General features: G+C 32.6%; 13 protein-coding genes. 8 read left to right on the top strand and 5 right to left on the bottom strand.

What is annotated here, in order from left to right; translation table 11 throughout:
* Positions 1-7 precede the first annotated feature (7 nt).
* The 3 genes from SLH33_RS02580 to SLH33_RS02590 are packed head-to-tail and all read left to right on the top strand — an operon-like array spanning position 8 to position 5,126.
* Positions 8-2,953: an amidohydrolase family protein gene (locus SLH33_RS02580; RefSeq protein WP_320417498.1), complete on the top strand. Its 2,946-nt coding sequence runs from the start codon at positions 8-10 to the stop codon at positions 2,951-2,953.
* A gap of 19 nt (positions 2,954-2,972) precedes the next feature.
* Positions 2,973-4,271 (top strand): amidohydrolase family protein, encoded by a 1,299-nt coding sequence (locus SLH33_RS02585; protein WP_320417563.1) that lies wholly within the window; start codon positions 2,973-2,975, stop codon positions 4,269-4,271.
* Positions 4,272-4,328: 57 nt separating this feature from the next.
* Positions 4,329-5,126 (top strand): RNA methyltransferase, encoded by a 798-nt coding sequence (locus tag SLH33_RS02590; RefSeq protein WP_320417499.1) that lies wholly within the window; start codon positions 4,329-4,331, stop codon positions 5,124-5,126.
* A gap of 35 nt (positions 5,127-5,161) precedes the next feature.
* On the opposite strand, the gene SLH33_RS02595 is transcribed toward SLH33_RS02590, so the two are convergent.
* On the bottom strand, positions 5,162-5,605 hold the full coding sequence (locus SLH33_RS02595) for a hypothetical protein (protein ID WP_320417500.1): 444 nt from the start codon (positions 5,603-5,605) through the stop codon (positions 5,162-5,164).
* A gap of 401 nt (positions 5,606-6,006) precedes the next feature.
* Between SLH33_RS02595 and SLH33_RS02600 the strand changes: the two genes are divergently transcribed.
* The 3 genes from SLH33_RS02600 to SLH33_RS02610 are packed head-to-tail and all read left to right on the top strand — an operon-like array spanning position 6,007 to position 9,266.
* Positions 6,007-7,578: a phospholipase D-like domain-containing protein gene (locus SLH33_RS02600; RefSeq protein WP_320417501.1), complete on the top strand. Its 1,572-nt coding sequence runs from the start codon at positions 6,007-6,009 to the stop codon at positions 7,576-7,578.
* Positions 7,579-7,607: 29 nt separating this feature from the next.
* Positions 7,608-7,976 carry a DUF2200 domain-containing protein gene (locus SLH33_RS02605; protein WP_320417502.1) on the top strand — a complete coding sequence of 123 codons (369 nt, stop codon included), beginning with the start codon at positions 7,608-7,610 and terminating at the stop codon, positions 7,974-7,976.
* Positions 7,977-7,988: 12 nt separating this feature from the next.
* Positions 7,989-9,266: an APC family permease gene (locus SLH33_RS02610; protein WP_320417503.1), complete on the top strand. Its 1,278-nt coding sequence runs from the start codon at positions 7,989-7,991 to the stop codon at positions 9,264-9,266.
* A gap of 38 nt (positions 9,267-9,304) precedes the next feature.
* On the opposite strand, the gene lon is transcribed toward SLH33_RS02610, so the two are convergent.
* The gene (gene lon, locus SLH33_RS02615; protein ID WP_320417504.1) at positions 9,305-11,761 is read right to left on the bottom strand and encodes an endopeptidase La; all 2,457 of its coding nucleotides are present in this window, start codon (positions 11,759-11,761) and stop codon (positions 9,305-9,307) included.
* A gap of 232 nt (positions 11,762-11,993) precedes the next feature.
* On the opposite strand from lon, the gene SLH33_RS02620 reads away from it, so the two are divergent.
* A complete protein-coding gene (locus SLH33_RS02620) occupies positions 11,994-12,671 on the top strand; it encodes a hypothetical protein (protein WP_320417505.1) in 678 nt (225 codons plus the stop codon).
* Positions 12,672-13,196 carry a YfiT family bacillithiol transferase gene (locus SLH33_RS02625; protein ID WP_320417506.1) on the top strand — a complete coding sequence of 175 codons (525 nt, stop codon included), beginning with the start codon at positions 12,672-12,674 and terminating at the stop codon, positions 13,194-13,196.
* A gap of 6 nt (positions 13,197-13,202) precedes the next feature.
* On the opposite strand, the gene SLH33_RS02630 is transcribed toward SLH33_RS02625, so the two are convergent.
* Genes SLH33_RS02630 through SLH33_RS02640 form a run of 3 tightly spaced genes read right to left on the bottom strand, consistent with a single transcriptional unit; the run spans position 13,203 to position 15,763 of the window.
* Positions 13,203-13,817 (bottom strand): LysE family translocator, encoded by a 615-nt coding sequence (locus SLH33_RS02630; protein ID WP_320417507.1) that lies wholly within the window; start codon positions 13,815-13,817, stop codon positions 13,203-13,205.
* An 11-nt stretch (positions 13,818-13,828) separates the two neighbouring features.
* The gene (locus tag SLH33_RS02635; RefSeq protein ID WP_320417508.1) at positions 13,829-14,677 is read right to left on the bottom strand and encodes a restriction endonuclease; all 849 of its coding nucleotides are present in this window, start codon (positions 14,675-14,677) and stop codon (positions 13,829-13,831) included.
* A gap of 18 nt (positions 14,678-14,695) precedes the next feature.
* On the bottom strand, positions 14,696-15,763 hold the full coding sequence (locus tag SLH33_RS02640; RefSeq protein WP_320417509.1) for a quinone-dependent dihydroorotate dehydrogenase: 1,068 nt from the start codon (positions 15,761-15,763) through the stop codon (positions 14,696-14,698).
* Positions 15,764-15,801: the final 38 nt, after the last annotated feature.

Raw genomic sequence — 15,801 nt, forward strand, 5'->3', positions numbered from 1 at the left:
TCTCACAATGAAAAAAGTATTACTATTATTGCTTTTGAGTGTTTCCGTAGGATTTTCACAAGAATATTTTCCTACAAATACAGGTGTTAAAACCTCAAAAAATACTTCAATTGCATTTACAAACGCAACCATTTACATTACTCCTACCAACAGTGTAAAAAATGCAATTTTACTGATTAAAGATGGTAAAGTTACAGCTGTAGGTAAGCGTGTAAATATACCTTCCGACACAAAAACTATTGACCTTAAGGGTAAGACAATTTATCCATCCTTTGTTGATGTATATTCAACATTTGGAATAGAAGAACCTAAGCGTGAAAGTGGTGGTAACAATAAGCCACAATATGACGCTAGTAGAAAAGGATATTACTGGAATGATCATATCCGTCCTGATGTAGATGCTTTTTCTGAATTTAAATTTGATAGTAAAAAAGCCAAAGAACTTGTTGAAGCCGGATTTGGTGTGGTAAACACTCATTTGGAAGACGGAATTATGCAAGGAAACGGAGTTTTGGTTTCTTTAAATTCTAACTCTTCTGATGCGTTTAGAGTTTTGGACAAAAACTCAACAAATCATTTATCGTTTGCTAAAAGTAGAAAATCACATCAGTCCTACCCTACTTCTCGTATGGGAGCTATGGCTTTGTTACGTCAAACCTATTTAGATGCCGATTGGTATGCTAATGGAAATGCGAAAAATTCAGATTTAGCTTTAGAAGCTTTAAATAAGAAGAAAAGCTTACCTCAAATATTTAATGCTGGTAATTACTTAGATGCTTTGCGTGCTGATAAAGTTGGTGATGAATTCGGAATTCAATACACTATTTTAGGCGGTGGAAATGAATTTGAACGTATTGATGAAATTAAAAAGACGAATGCAACATTTATTCTTCCTATTAACTTCAGAAAAGCATACGATGTTAGCAATCAATTTTTAGCAGAAAACATTTCGTTACACGATATGCGTCAATGGAATCAAGAACCTTCCAATCCTTCTGTGTTAGCTAAAAACGGAGTCCATTTTGCATTGACAACACACGACTTAAAGTCTACTAAAGATTTCAATAAAAATCTTCAAAAGGCGATAAAGTACGGTTTAGATAAAACCAAAGCTTTAGAAGCTTTAACTACAGTTCCAGCTAAAATTTTAGGTAATAATAAAATAGGAAACCTAAACGTGGGGAGCTATGCTAATTTCTTAATTACTTCAGGAAACATATTTGATGAAAAAACTACGTTATATGAAAATTGGACATTAGGTGACAAGAATGTAGTAAATTCAATGGAAATAAAAGATTTAACCGGTAATTATATGGTTACTGTTAACGGAAAAACATATGACTTAGAAATTACCGGTACAGGAGATAAGCAAAAGGGTAATGTTGCATTGGATGACAAGAAATTAAAATCTAATTTTTCTTTTAAAGATGATTGGATTCAGTTAACAATCAATGATAACGGACAATTTTTACGTTTAGCAGGAAAAAGCATGAATGATAGTAATGTTATGAAAGGTACCGGTAAAGATTATTTAGGGAATGATGTTACTTGGACAGCCTCTAAAAAGGTAAAAAAAGAGAGTAAAAAGAAAGAAGATAAAAAAGAGGATGACAAACTTGAAATTGTTCCTGTAAGTTATCCTAATATTGGTTTTGGAAATCACACCAAACCACAAGCACAAACTATTTTAATTAAAAATGCTACGGTTTGGACTAGTGAAGATAATGCTGTGCTAAACAATACAGATGTATTAATTAAAGATGGTAAAATTGCACAGATTGGCAAGAATTTATCGGATAGAAAAGCTACTTCTATTGATGGTACTGGTAAATTTGTAACTGCAGGTATTATTGATGAACATTCACACATTGCTACTTCAGCAGTAAATGAATCAGGTCACAACTCAAGTGCCGAAGTTACTATTGAAGATGTGGTAAATCCAGACGATATTAATATTTATAGAAATTTAGCTGGTGGTGTAACTTCTATTCAAATTTTACACGGTTCAGCAAATCCCATTGGTGGTCGTTCTGCAATCATCAAACTAAAATGGGGTGAAAACGCTGATAATTTAATTTACAACAACTCTCCTAAGTTTATCAAATTTGCACTGGGTGAAAACGTAAAACAATCCAATTGGGGTTCTATGCAAACCATTCGTTTCCCTCAAACGCGTATGGGAGTTGAACAAGTATACATTGATTATTTCCAACGAGCTAAAGAATATGATGCTAAAAAGAAAAGTGGTCAACCTTACAGAAAAGATATTGAGTTAGAAACGTTAGCCGAAATAATTAATAAAGAACGTTTTATTACGTGCCACTCTTACGTTCAATCAGAAATAAATATGTTAATGAAAGTTGCTGAAAAATTCGATTTTAACATCAATACATTCACACATATTTTAGAAGGTTACAAGGTAGCTGATAAAATGAAAGAACATGGTGTTGGTGGTTCTACTTTTTCTGATTGGTGGGCTTACAAATATGAGGTTAACGATGCAATTCCATACAACGCAGCTATCATGCATAATCAAGGAGTTACAGTGGCTATCAATTCAGATGATGCAGAAATGTCTCGTCGTTTAAATCAAGAGGCTGCTAAAACTATGAAATATGGTGGAGTTTCTGAGCAAGAAGCATGGAAAATGGTTACCATCAATCCTGCTAAATTATTACATATTGATAACCGAACAGGAAGTTTAAAAGTTGGTAAAGATGCTGATGTAGTTGTATGGAGTGGTAATCCGCTTTCTGTATATTCAAAAGCAGAAAAAACGATCGTAGACGGAGCTATTTATTTCGACATAGAAAAAGACAAACAAAAGCGTGAAGCTATCAAAGCAGAGCGTGCTAAGTTAATCGACATGATGTTGAAAGAAAAATTAGGGGGCGCAGAAACACAATCTCCTAAAATGAAAGAGCACAAATTATTTCACTGTGATACTGAATAAGAACTAAAAACTAAAAATGATGCAAAAATTAATTCAATATATAGTAGCTTGTTTCTTATTCATAGGAAACACTGTTGCACAACAAACTCCGGCTCCCAAACAAACACAAGATTATACCATTGAAGGAGCTACCGCTCACCTTGGTAATGGAGAAGTGATTGAAAATTCTTTAATTATGTTTTCTGACGGAAAGATTGTTTTTGTTGGAAATGCGAATATGAAAATTGCTCGCAGAGGAACTGTTATACAAGCTACCGGAAAACATGTTTATCCAGGATTTATAGCTGCGAATACTTCATTAGGTTTAGCAGAAATTGATGCTGTACGTGCTACTCGTGATTTTGATGAAGTTGGTGGATATTTACCTCATATACGCAGTATTATCGCGTACAATACCGAAAGTAAAGTCATTGAAACCATGCGTCCAAACGGAGTGTTACTAGCACAAGTTGCTCCAAGAGGTGGAACCATTTCCGGAACTTCATCTGTAGTACAATTTGATGCTTGGAACTGGGAAGATGCTGCTGTAAAATTAGACGATGCTATTCATATTAATTGGCCTTCTAGCTTTACGCGTGGTAGATGGTGGTTAGGTGAAGATCGCGGATTAAAACCTAATAATGACTATGCAGATCAAGTAGAAAAACTTAAAAACTACTTTTTAGAAGGTAAAAAGTATTTATCAGGTAGTAAATCACCTAAAAACTTACCTTTTGAAGCATTACAAGGTGTTGTGAAAGGGAATCAAAAGGTTTTTGTTCACGTTTCAGGAGAAAAGGCTATTACCGATGCTATTGATACTTTTAAAGCAATAGGAATAACAAATTTAGTGGTAGTTCATGGTGACGGAGCAGAAAAAGTAGCCGATGTGTTAAGAGTAAATAACATTCCTGTTGTTTTAGAAAGAGCTCATCGTTTGCCAAGTAATGAAGATGAAGATTACGATTTACCTTTCAGATCTGCTAAAATCTTAACCGATAAAGGTATTTTAGTCGGTTTAGGCATGGAAGGAGATATGGAACGTATGAGCACTAGAAATCTTCCTTTTTATGCAGGAACATTTGCTGCCTATGGTTTAGACAAAGAAAAAGCATTACAAATTATTACCCAAAACAATGCAAAAATTTTAGGTATTGATGATAAAGTAGGTACACTTGAAGTTGGTAAAGACGCTACGCTATTCATTTCTGAAGGAGATGCGTTAGATATGAGCTCCAATAAAGTAAGCGATGCGTTTATTCAGGGCAGAAAACTCAGTTTAGAAACTCACCAAACCAAGCTTTGGAAACGATATTCTAATAAATACAAAAATCAATAGATCAAAACTCGGGCAAATCCCGAGTTTTTTTATGCTTAATTTCTATTTTTGCCATTGATGAAAACAATTACTAGCATTCAAAACTCATATATAAAAGAGTTATTAAAACTTCAAGAAAAGTCAAGAGAGCGTAAAAAGAAAGGGCTTTTTTTAGTAGAAGGTCAACGTGAAATTTCTTTAATTTTAAAAGGAAATTACAGTATTGATACCGTTTTAATAGTGTCAGATATTTTTTCTGATGATGAATTGCTAAGTCAAATCCCTTCTTCAGTACAAAAAATTGAAATCACTAAAGACGTATACCAAAAATTAGCTTACAGAGATTCCACTGAAGGAATCATAGCTATAGTAAAAGCGAAAGATTTTAGCTTGCAAAATATTCAGTTTACAACTAAAAATCCGTTAGTTTTAGTTATGGAGGGAATTGAAAAACCAGGTAACATTGGTGCTATGCTACGTACAGCAGATGCTGCGAATGTAGATGCCGTTTTAATTGCCGATCCAAAATCGGATATTTTCAATCCAAATATCATTCGCTCTAGTGTAGGTTGTGTATTTACCAATCAGATTGCTACAGGAACTTCCGAAGAGATTATTTCTTTTTTACAGGCTAACAACATCAATATTTATAGTGCAACCTTACAAAATTCTAACGAGTATTATAAAGAAGACTACACGAAACCTTCAGCAATTGTAGTAGGAACCGAAGCAACAGGATTAACACAAATTTGGCGAGAAAAAGCAACACAAAATATCAATATTCCTATGCAAGGAGAAATTGATTCTATGAATGTTTCAGTTGCATGTGCCATTGTAGTGTTTGAAGCCAAAAGACAACGAGGGTTTAAAATATAAAAAAGTCGAGACTTTCATCTCGACTTACTTTTTTATTATGCTTTTTTAAATAAGCGTTGAATATCTTGCTGTGTCATAGGTCTTGATGTAGTTTTTACATCCGGATCTCTACTTATAAATTGCTCTACTTGTAAAGTTACTTCACCATCATTATCATTTACTTTATAGTTCAACCAAACTACTTCTCCTTTTGCTTTTAATTTTAAAGGGTCTCTTGGCACTTCTATAAATCCGTTATTTAATATTTGATATAATTTTTCAAAATCATTATCTAAATCTTTAAATGAAAAGTGAGCATATTCATGTTCTACTGAATTTATATTCTTATAATAAAAGCTGTATTCATTTTCTCCTTTCTTTTCAATGTATACATGGCTAACTTTAGAGATGATTTCTGTACTCTCTGTTGCAACTAACTCAATTTGCGAGTAGCCTGCAATTGATACTAACAACAGCATCAAAGCAAAAATTTTTTTCATAATTTTTCAGTTTTTTAGGGATTAATAAAGTTTTCTTGTGCGTATAACACAAGTTAATAACGCTTAAAAATAAAAATATTATGCGTATTTAAAAGTAGAAAGTGAAAAATATGCATAATTAATTGATATTTATACTACTACAAGTTTTTTTACCATTTTTAATTTCTTCAAAATAAAACCAATATCATTTTTATTTAAAATAGACTTATTATAGTTTTAGTTATGTTACACTATTAATTTGACAACAACTGTATATATCCTTAATTACATACCAACTAAAATGGCTTGGTTGTTAAGATTTTTTTGTTGAAATTAGCTATCGATGCTGAACTTGTTTTTAGTATCGGTGGATGTAAGTTATTCAGATAACTATTGTCCTTGATTGTTTTATATATAAAAATATGAGAGTAGAATTTTTAGGACACGGACTTCATAAAAATCATACTAACACAGTTGGACATTATATGATTGATTCTTTTAAAAATGATGACTACTACTCTTTTGTTGGTTTCTCGGCATTTACAAAAATGTCAGGAATTAATCGAATTAAGGAAGAACTACTTGAAGCTTCTAAAAAATTTACGTCATTAAAATTCTATCTTGGGATTGTGCCAAAAGGTACTTCGAGAGAAGTCCTTCAATTTCTAATCGACAACAATATTGACACTTGGGTTTTCTGCACAAGAGACCAAATAATGTTTCATCCAAAAATTTATTTTTTCAAAGGCAAACATAATTATCGCTTTATAACAGGTTCATCAAATTTGACAAGTTTTGGGCTCTTTGACAATATAGAAGCTTCTACCCTTTTTGAGTTTTCAAAGACAAATCAGCAGGGAAAAAAACTAGTGAGACAATTTGAAGAATATTTTGAGTCAATTTTAAAAGGCACAGATAAGAACGTACAGAAACTAACACGAGAAGTTTTAAAGGACTTAGAAGAATCAGGTTTTATATGGCCGGAGTCTCAAACAAATGCTGAATACGAATTTGTAAAGTCAAATAAAAAAGCTTTTGCTAAAAGAAATAAATCGAAGTTTGATAAAAGCTCATTAGGCAAAATAGAATCAAAACCACCTTCAAGCAATAATGATTCTAACTATATACCTGAGATAACACAAGATTACTTAAACTCTTGGCCTGATTTTTTTGAGCTATTTAAAGAGTTCAAAAAAGAGAATAAAGAAAAAGGAGATAAATATAGTGTTACAGTACCAAGTGACTATAAAAACCCTTCTCTTTACAATTGGTACTTAAAACAAAAGATTTATTACAAAAACAAAATTTTACCACCTGAACACGAAGAACTACTCAAAAAAGAACATTTCTATTTTGGCGATGCTCATAAACTATGGCAAGAATGGAAAGATAATACTAAATTAAAGTTACTACAAGAAGCAGTTGATGAAGGAGAAAATATTGGATTAAGCCAACGATATGAATATAAAGGAGTAAGACTTGGAACTTGGATTCAAGGTGTCAAAAAAGCTAATAAAACTGGTAAGAAATTAGACGTGATGGAAAATATAAATGGAATACTTGATTTATCTTCAAAAAGCAGAACTCCTCTTGACACAGCAGCAAGATTTATCAATGATCTTTTAGAAAGAGAAAATCCTAATAAAGCGAATTTCCAAAATAGATTTAATAGTGCTTTAAGAGATCGAATTGACGAACTTCCTGAAGAAATACAGCAAGATATAGTTGATGTTTGGTTTCTAGTTTTTGAAGAAGAACGTCCTCTTGGTCGTATAAGAACAAGACAAAAAGACCGAACTGATGAGTGGAAAGCTTTTAGATATAACAAGTCTATAAACCCAGAAGGAGTTTGGTTTTCAGTATATTCATCTATGGGAGATTTATACAGTTGGGTAAGACAAAAAAGAGAAGTAAAGTCTAGAATGGACTTGATAAAAAATAATTTTAACGAACAAGAAAAAAGTGAATTAAGAAGAGAAGGATTCTCTATTTAAAAACCAATAAAAAACAACACCTAAATAACATGAAAACCACTGCTAAACACGATGAAAAAATAGCAAATATGACGTTTGCTTCCGTTTATCCTCATTATATCAACAAAGTTGAAAAGAAAGGTAGAAGCTTAGACGAATTACACGAAGTGATTGAATGGCTAACGGGATTTGACCAACAACAACTAACAAAGTTAATTGATGAAAAAGTAAACTTTAAAACCTTTTTTACCAAAGCTAATCTAAACCCAAACGCACACTTAATTACCGGTGTTATTTGCGGTTACCGAGTAGAAGAAATTGAAAATCCTGTTACGCAACAAGTACGTTATCTAGACAAATTAGTGGATGAACTGGCCAAGGGTAAAAAAATGGAAAAAATTTTAAGAGCTCCAAAATAAACCCTCCTACTTATGAGCAAAAAAATAAGTTTAAAAGATGCTATTTCTATTGGTATTGGAGGAATGGTTGGTGGAGGGATTTTTGCAGTTCTTGGTCTTGCTGTATCATTGGCTAAAGGCGGAACTCCTATAGCTTTTCTTATTGCGGGTTGTATTGCTTTTTTAACAGCCTATTCATACGCAAAACTCTCAAAAAAATTCCCTGAAAATGGTGGCACCGTACATTTTGTGCATGAGCATTTTGGCAATGGCCTATTTGCAGGTGGTATAAATAACTTACTCTGGATAAGTTACATAGTAATGTTAGCGCTGTACGCATCTGCTTTTGGATCGTATGGAGCAGAAATTATTCATCTAACCGGAGAAAAGAATATAGATATTCGCATATTTCAAACAGCTATTATCTTATTAGCCTTAATGATCAATTATTTAAGTATAAAAATAGTAAGTGAAATAGAATCTTTTGCGGTAGTTATTAAAGTAATTATTTTAGTTGGATTTATTATTATAGGAATGTATGGACTTAGCATTCATTCCGAAAACATTCATCAACTCTCCCCTAAAAATTGGGAAAACCCACTCCTATTGCTATCTGGAGGTATGGTTATTTTTGTGGCTTATGAAGGTTTTGAACTGATTGCCAATTCAATTTCGGACTTAGAAAACAAAGAAAAAAATACAGAAAAAGCCTATTTTGCTGCGGTTGGCTTTGTTATTTTACTTTACATACTTATTGCTATAGTTACTGTAGGTGCCTTACCTTTTAGTGAAATTAAAAGTGCTAAAGATTATGTATTAGCAAAAGCCGCTGAACCGACCATTGGTCATTTAGGATTTACCATTATCACCCTAACTGCTATGATTTCTACTTTTTCAGCTATCAATGCTACTATTCTAGGAAGCGGTAGAGTTAATTATGATATAGCGCAAGACAAGGAATTACCGGAATATTTTTGTCATAAATTCTGGGGAAAACCTGTCGGATTCATCATCACTGCTTTATTATCTGTTGCGTTGGTGAATTTATTTGATCTAGAAAGTATATCAACCGCTGGTAGTGCCGGTTTTTTATTGATTTTTGCTACGGTTAACTATATTGGATTTAAAAAACACGAGCAAATTAACTCAAACAAATGGATTCATTTAACTGCGGGCATTTTGTGTTCTTTAGCTTTTGCAACCTTAATCATTCAACAGTTTCAGCAAAATACCACTGGTGTTTTAGTTTCTTTAGGTATTATAGTTACTTGCTTTGTTATTGAATATCTCTATAAAAAAACACTCTCTTAATTGCATAAAAAAAGCTCCCAAATTGGGAGCTTTTTACTTTAGGCTAATTTCTTAGCGTTTTTTACTTTTTGTTTGGTAAGAGCTAACTCAATTACCTCACTCATTTCAGTTACATAATGAAATTTTAATCCTTTTAAGTAACTCGGTTTTATTTCTTCAATATCTTTTTTATTATCGGCACACAGAATGATTTCTTTGATATCAGCACGTTTAGCGGCTAATATTTTTTCTTTAATTCCACCTACCGGTAATACTTTTCCACGAAGGGTAATTTCACCTGTCATGGCAAGTTTATTCTTTACCTTACGCTGTGTGAATAACGATACTAACGACGTTAACATGGTAATACCTGCACTTGGTCCGTCTTTAGGCGTTGCTCCTTCGGGCACGTGAATATGCACATCGTAATTATCTAAAACCTCTGGTTTAATTCCAAATTTTTCAGCATTTGCTTTAATGTACTTCATGGCAATGGTAGAAGATTCTTTCATTACATTTCCTAAATTACCGGTAATAGATAAGTTTCCTTTTCCTTTTGATAAAATAGATTCAATAAATAAAATATCTCCACCCACACTGGTCCACGCTAAACCGGTAACTACCCCTGCAGTATCATTATTTTCATATCGATCTCTTTCTAAACGCGCAGGTCCTAAAATAGTTTCAACATCTTCAACGGATAACGTTACGTTATACTCGTCTTCCATAGCAATAGATTTAGCAGCATAACGAACTACTTTAGCTATTTGCTTTTCAAGTGTTCTCACTCCTGATTCACGTGTATAACCTTCAACAATCTTTTCTATTTCTTTCTGACCTAATTTTAGGTGCTCATCCGTTAATCCGTGCTCTTTTAATTGCTTAGGTAACAAATATTTTTTAGCGATTTGTACCTTTTCTTCAATGGTATAACCTGTTACATTGATAATTTCCATACGATCACGTAACGCCCACGGAATGCTACTTAAGCTGTTTGCTGTAGCAATAAATAATACTTTAGAAAGATCGTAACCAACTTCTAAATAATTATCGTAGAACTCCGTATTTTGCTCCGGATCTAACACTTCTAACATGGCTGAAGAAGGATCTCCTTGATGACTCTGACCTAATTTATCAATTTCATCTAATACAAATACCGGATTTGAGGTTCCTGCTTTTTTAATATTCTGAATCAAACGCCCTGGCATCGCTCCGATATACGTTTTTCTATGTCCTCGGATTTCCGCTTCATCACGTAAACCTCCTAACGACATACGAACGTACTTACGTCCTAAAGCTTCTGCAACCGACTTTCCTAACGAAGTTTTACCCACTCCCGGAGGTCCGTATAAACAGATAATTGGCGATTTCATGTCTCCACGTAATTTTAATACTGCTAAATGCTCAATAATACGCTCTTTTACTTTTTCTAATCCAAAGTGATCGCGATCTAATATTTTTTGCGCACGTTTTAAATCAAATTTATCTTTGGAATATTCTCCCCAAGGCAATTCCAACATCAACTCTAAATAATTACGTTGTACCCCATACTCTGCCATTTGAGGATTCATTCTTTTTAAACGACTGATTTCCTTTTCGAACGTTTCAGCAACCTCTTTGTTCCATTTCTTATTCTTTGCTTGGTTACGCATTTCTTCCAACTCTTGGTCGTGAGAAACACCACCTAACTCTTCTTGAATGGTCTTTAATTGCTGATGTAAATAATATTCGCGTTGTTGCTTATCTAAATCTGAACGGGTTTTAGATTGAATATCATTACGCAACTGCAACTTTTGTAATTCTTTATCAAGATTTTTAAGCGTTAATAAAGCACGCTCTTTTAAGTTGTCTTTTTCTAACAACACTTGCTTTTGCGATACGCTCAAATCCATATTTGACGAAATAAAATTCACCAAAAATGAATTTGACTGAATGTTTTTAATGGCAAAAGAAGCTTCCGAAGGTAACATCGGATTTTCTTTAATTACCTCTAAGGCTAAGTCTTTAATAGAATCTATAATCGCCTCGAATTCCTTTTTATCTTGAATTTCACGTTCTTCAATTGCCTCTTTAACGCTGGCTTTTAAATATGGCTCTTCTTGAATAATCGATTCTATTTCAAAACGCTTTTTCCCTTGAATGATAACAGTAGTGTTGCCATCTGGCATTTTAAGCACACGTAAAATTTGTGCTACTACACCTGTGTGGTAAATATCATCTACTGTTGGGTCTTCAACTTCACTATTCTTCTGTGCTACAACTCCAACTACCTTATTGCCCTTATTGGCATCTTTTATCAATTGGATAGATTTATCTCTACCTGCAGTTATTGGAATAACCACTCCAGGGAACAACACCGTATTTCGTAATGGTAAAATTGGTAACTCAGCTGGTACTTCCTCTTTATTGATTATTTCTTCATCTTCCGGAGTTAATAACGGAATTAATTCTGAATCTTCATTCATCATATCTTGAAGCGACAAATTGTCTAAGTGTATAATTTTTGATCTACTCATAATTTTGTTATCTGTCATTATGACATTTTGCTGCTGTTTGCTAAATATTCAACTTCATTTAAAAACACACAATTTATTGTTTTTCAAACAAATACAAACACCTTGCAAATATCATCAGTATAATAAGTCAATAGTTATGCCAACTAAAAAGGTTATCTTTAAATCATTAAAAATTGTAACAAATCCCAAGGCTAATCGTCTTATTAGTTGAAAAATCAATGACCAACTTACTATGAAAACCAAACTACTATTTCTTTTTTTAATTACTTTTTGTCTTAGCTGTACCTCTAAAAAAAGTTCACCCGAATTTATTGCTAATGCCAGCGGACGTTATTTTTTTAATGCTGATGAAGTGATAGAAGTATATTTTAAAGAAGAACAGTTATTTTTAAAATGGAGAGGGCAAGATCTTGAGCCTTTAAAAGTAAATGATACTACTTTTTACGTTAGCGAATTAAATGAAAAGCTAATTTTCAATACTACTGAAAACCAAATTGAATTAGCACCAAAACGTGAGCATAAAGACAATGTATATATTTTTCAAAAATTACAGGAAGGACAAAAAACACCCAGTGAATACTTAGCTGAAAACGATTATAAAAAAGCCTTAGAAGGTTATGTAAAAATCCAACAAAAAGACAGTTTAAACCCTATTATTAAAGAGCGCACTATGAACTCTTTAGGTTACAGATATTTAAGAGATAATCAGTTAGAAAGAGCCATTCATATTTTTAAAATCAATACTGTTTTATATCCAAAAAGCTCTAACACATACGACAGTTTGGGTGATGCATTTTTAAAAGCAAAAGATACTGTACAAGCTATTGATAGTTACAAACAAGCGTTGACTATTAATCCAGAAAACAGAAGCTCAAAAAAGAATTTAGAAAAACTGACCAAAAAAGACTAAATGGAGCATTTAAAATACCCAATTGGTAAACCTGACATTCCTGAAAATATTACTTCTGAACACCTAGAAAAATGGACTCAAACTCTGGAAGAATTTCCAGAAAAATTGGAAAAGTTAGTTACTAATCTTTCAGATGAACAAATAGATAGTTCTTACAGAGAAGGTGGTTGGACGATTCGACAAGTGGTACATCATTGTGCCGATAGTCATCATAACTCATACACGCGTTTTAAATGGACATTAACCGAAGATAAACCTGTTATAAAAGCGTATTTTGAAGATCGTTGGGCGGAATTATTCGATTCTAAATCGGCTCCAATACAACTTTCTTTATTGCATTTAAAAGTGGTTCATGCTAAACTAGTATATTTTATAAAAGGTTTAACCGATGATGAACTAAGTAAATCATTTATTCATCCGGAAAGTAATGAAGAAGTAGTTTTGAAAGAAAATATTGGTATTTATGCGTGGCATTGTAACCATCATTATGCACACATCGAAAATTTACTGATTAGAAAAGGTTAGTAATAATTATAGTAGAATCAATCCTGCGATAGCTACAAACACGATAATTTGCATCCATTTTAGGTACACTCCTACTTTTTGGTGTTGTTTAATATAATCAGATATAGAACCTGCCAAAACCGCTATTAACGAGAAAATAATAAAGGAAACCAGAATAAAAACAAAACCCAATACATAAAATTGATAGACCGTAGAAATATCTTTTGAGAACAAGAACTGCGGAAAAAATGCCAAAAAGAAAATAGTCACCTTCGGATTTAGTACGTTCATCCAAAAACCGGTTTTGAATAACTCTGTAGTCGATTTTTGCTCAACATTGTCTGTTGAAAAAGTGATTGTTGCATCACTTTTAAACACTTTGTACGCTAAATACAATAAATACCCAGCACCAAACAACTTAATTACAAAAAACAGATTCTCATTTCGTTTAATAACTTCTGAAACTCCAAAGGCAACCAAGGTTGTGTGCACAATACACCCTGTCATTAAACCTGCAACCGTTGCCAAACCAAACTTTTTACCGTTAACAATACTTTGTGTCAACACAAAAATATTATCCGGTCCTGGGGAAATAGCCAACGTTGCAGTAGCAAGTGCAAATGAAAGTAGCGTTTCTAGCATATAAATAAATTCTAATCATGGATTAAATCCTCGTAGTTATTGTAAGGCTTATGATTAACAAATTGATCTGCAAAATTCATTACCATATCCTTATTCAATTTTGAAAGAAAGTGTTCTCTCCAAATAATAATGTCTTCTCTTAAAAATTCAATTTCTAGTTCTAAAAATTGTTCTAATTCTCTTCTAGAAACTGAACATTTAAATATTTTTTTCTCATCTTCATAGCTTGTTTCTTCATTATTTATATTTGAGGGGATATACAAGTTTATTTTATCAAGTTGCGAGAAATCTCTAAATGCTCTTACTGCACTTTCTAAAAGTTTTTTATATGCAAAATACTCAGTATTTGCATAACCTTCTTTAAAAAACAGTACTCTCTTTTTATAATTTGATTTTTCTCTATCAAAAAAACCAGTGTTTTGAATATTACGCTTAAAAAACTCATACTTTGACAAATGAAGTCCATATATATTTTGGTTAAAAAAATAATCAATTGAAATATCTATCTTTCCTAGTTCATTAAAGTTTAATATATCTAGTTTTAAATTTGAGTACTTAACCCTATTCTTCGCTGCAGATGTATATCCTTTATTTGTAATTAAAAATGCAAAATTAGCATTGACATCTTGCATCATTCCTAATGAACTCTCTACATCCTTAACATGTACTTTTTTATTATAAAACTTACAGTCTACAATACCTAATACTTTTTTACCTGCTATGTATCCTCTCAATGAAAAATCTATCTGTCTTTCAGTTTTACTGAATAAACCAAAAATAGAATCATTAAATTCTATCTCCGACTCAGGATAGTTTTCTTTTAGAATTTTATAAACTTCTTTTTCGTATACTTCCCACATTCAACACTATTATATGTTTTACTTCAATATAGCCTTATTAATTTTTTTAATCAAACTTGGTCCTTCGTAAATGAAACCGGTATAGATTTGCACTAAATCGGCACCAGCATGTAGCTTTTCTAAGGCATCTTCAGCAGAATGAATACCTCCTACTCCAATAATTGGAAATGCTTTGTTAGAGTTATCTGCCAAATATTTAATAACACGCGTGCTTCTATCTTTAATTGGTTGTCCGCTTAAACCACCGTTACCAATTTCTTGTAATTGTTCTTTAGATGTTTGTAAACCTTCTCTGTTTACCGATGTGTTAGAGGCTATCACTCCATCAATTTTAGTTTCTGAAACCAACTCAATGATTTCATCTAACTGATGATCGTTCAAATCGGGAGCAATTTTTAGTAAAACGGGTTTAATACTTCTCGACTGCGCTCGAAGTGACAATTCTTTATTCAGTTTTTGAACTTCGGTAATCAGTTCTTTTAAATAATCAGCATCTTCTAATTTTGCGTGACTGCTTACATTCGGACAACTTACATTCAACACAAAATAATCTACATACGGATGCAAACCTTTAAAGCACTCTACATAATCAGCTGTATAATTTTCGGGTAATGTAGTGGTGTTTTTACCAATATTTCCGCCAATCAATACCCTCGGTGTCTTGAGCGTAGTCGAAAGATTATTCTTTTTTAACTGCTTGATGGCAGATTCCAACCCTTCGTTATTAAAACCCATTCGGTTAATAATTCCTTGGTCTTGTTTTAAACGGAATAAACGTTGCTTCGGATTTCCAACCTGACCTTTAGGTGTTACGGTACCAATCTCTACAAAACCAAATCCGAAATTAGCCAACTCATTGTATAGAACTGCATTTTTATCAAATCCAGCCGCTAAACCTACCGGATTTTTAAAGGTTAAACCAAATAAGTTTCTTTCTAAACGTTGATCATTTACCTGATATAAGCCTCTAAAAATTGCCGGAACTCCAGGAATTTTTGATAAAAACTTTACTAATGAAAAAGTAAAATGGTGAATCTTTTCCGGATCGAAAAGGAAAAAAATAGGGCGAATGAGTAATTTGTACATAGTATTTATTTCGTTACACTGTGCTTTTTCAGTGTCTT

It is taken from the genome of Tenacibaculum sp. IB213877, from assembly GCF_034043975.1.
Lineage (GTDB): Bacteria > Bacteroidota > Bacteroidia > Flavobacteriales > Flavobacteriaceae > Polaribacter.

Bases quoted from the DNA above. Each gene is read 5' to 3' on its own strand.
- SLH33_RS02630 (WP_320417507.1), bottom strand. From the start codon at position 13,817: ATGCTAGAAACGCTACTTTCATTTGCACTTGCTACTGCAACGTTGGCT.
- SLH33_RS02585 (WP_320417563.1), top strand. From the start codon at position 2,973: ATGCAAAAATTAATTCAATATATAGTAGCTTGTTTCTTATTCATAGGA.
- lon (WP_320417504.1), bottom strand. From the start codon at position 11,761: ATGAGTAGATCAAAAATTATACACTTAGACAATTTGTCGCTTCAAGAT.
- SLH33_RS02605 (WP_320417502.1), top strand. From the start codon at position 7,608: ATGAAAACCACTGCTAAACACGATGAAAAAATAGCAAATATGACGTTT.
- SLH33_RS02595 (WP_320417500.1), bottom strand. From the start codon at position 5,605: ATGAAAAAAATTTTTGCTTTGATGCTGTTGTTAGTATCAATTGCAGGC.
- SLH33_RS02625 (WP_320417506.1), top strand. From the start codon at position 12,672: ATGGAGCATTTAAAATACCCAATTGGTAAACCTGACATTCCTGAAAAT.
- SLH33_RS02580 (WP_320417498.1), top strand. From the start codon at position 8: ATGAAAAAAGTATTACTATTATTGCTTTTGAGTGTTTCCGTAGGATTT.
- SLH33_RS02620 (WP_320417505.1), top strand. From the start codon at position 11,994: ATGAAAACCAAACTACTATTTCTTTTTTTAATTACTTTTTGTCTTAGC.
- SLH33_RS02635 (WP_320417508.1), bottom strand. From the start codon at position 14,677: ATGTGGGAAGTATACGAAAAAGAAGTTTATAAAATTCTAAAAGAAAAC.
- SLH33_RS02600 (WP_320417501.1), top strand. From the start codon at position 6,007: ATGAGAGTAGAATTTTTAGGACACGGACTTCATAAAAATCATACTAAC.
- SLH33_RS02590 (WP_320417499.1), top strand. From the start codon at position 4,329: ATGAAAACAATTACTAGCATTCAAAACTCATATATAAAAGAGTTATTA.
- SLH33_RS02610 (WP_320417503.1), top strand. From the start codon at position 7,989: ATGAGCAAAAAAATAAGTTTAAAAGATGCTATTTCTATTGGTATTGGA.
- SLH33_RS02640 (WP_320417509.1), bottom strand. From the start codon at position 15,763: ATGTACAAATTACTCATTCGCCCTATTTTTTTCCTTTTCGATCCGGAA.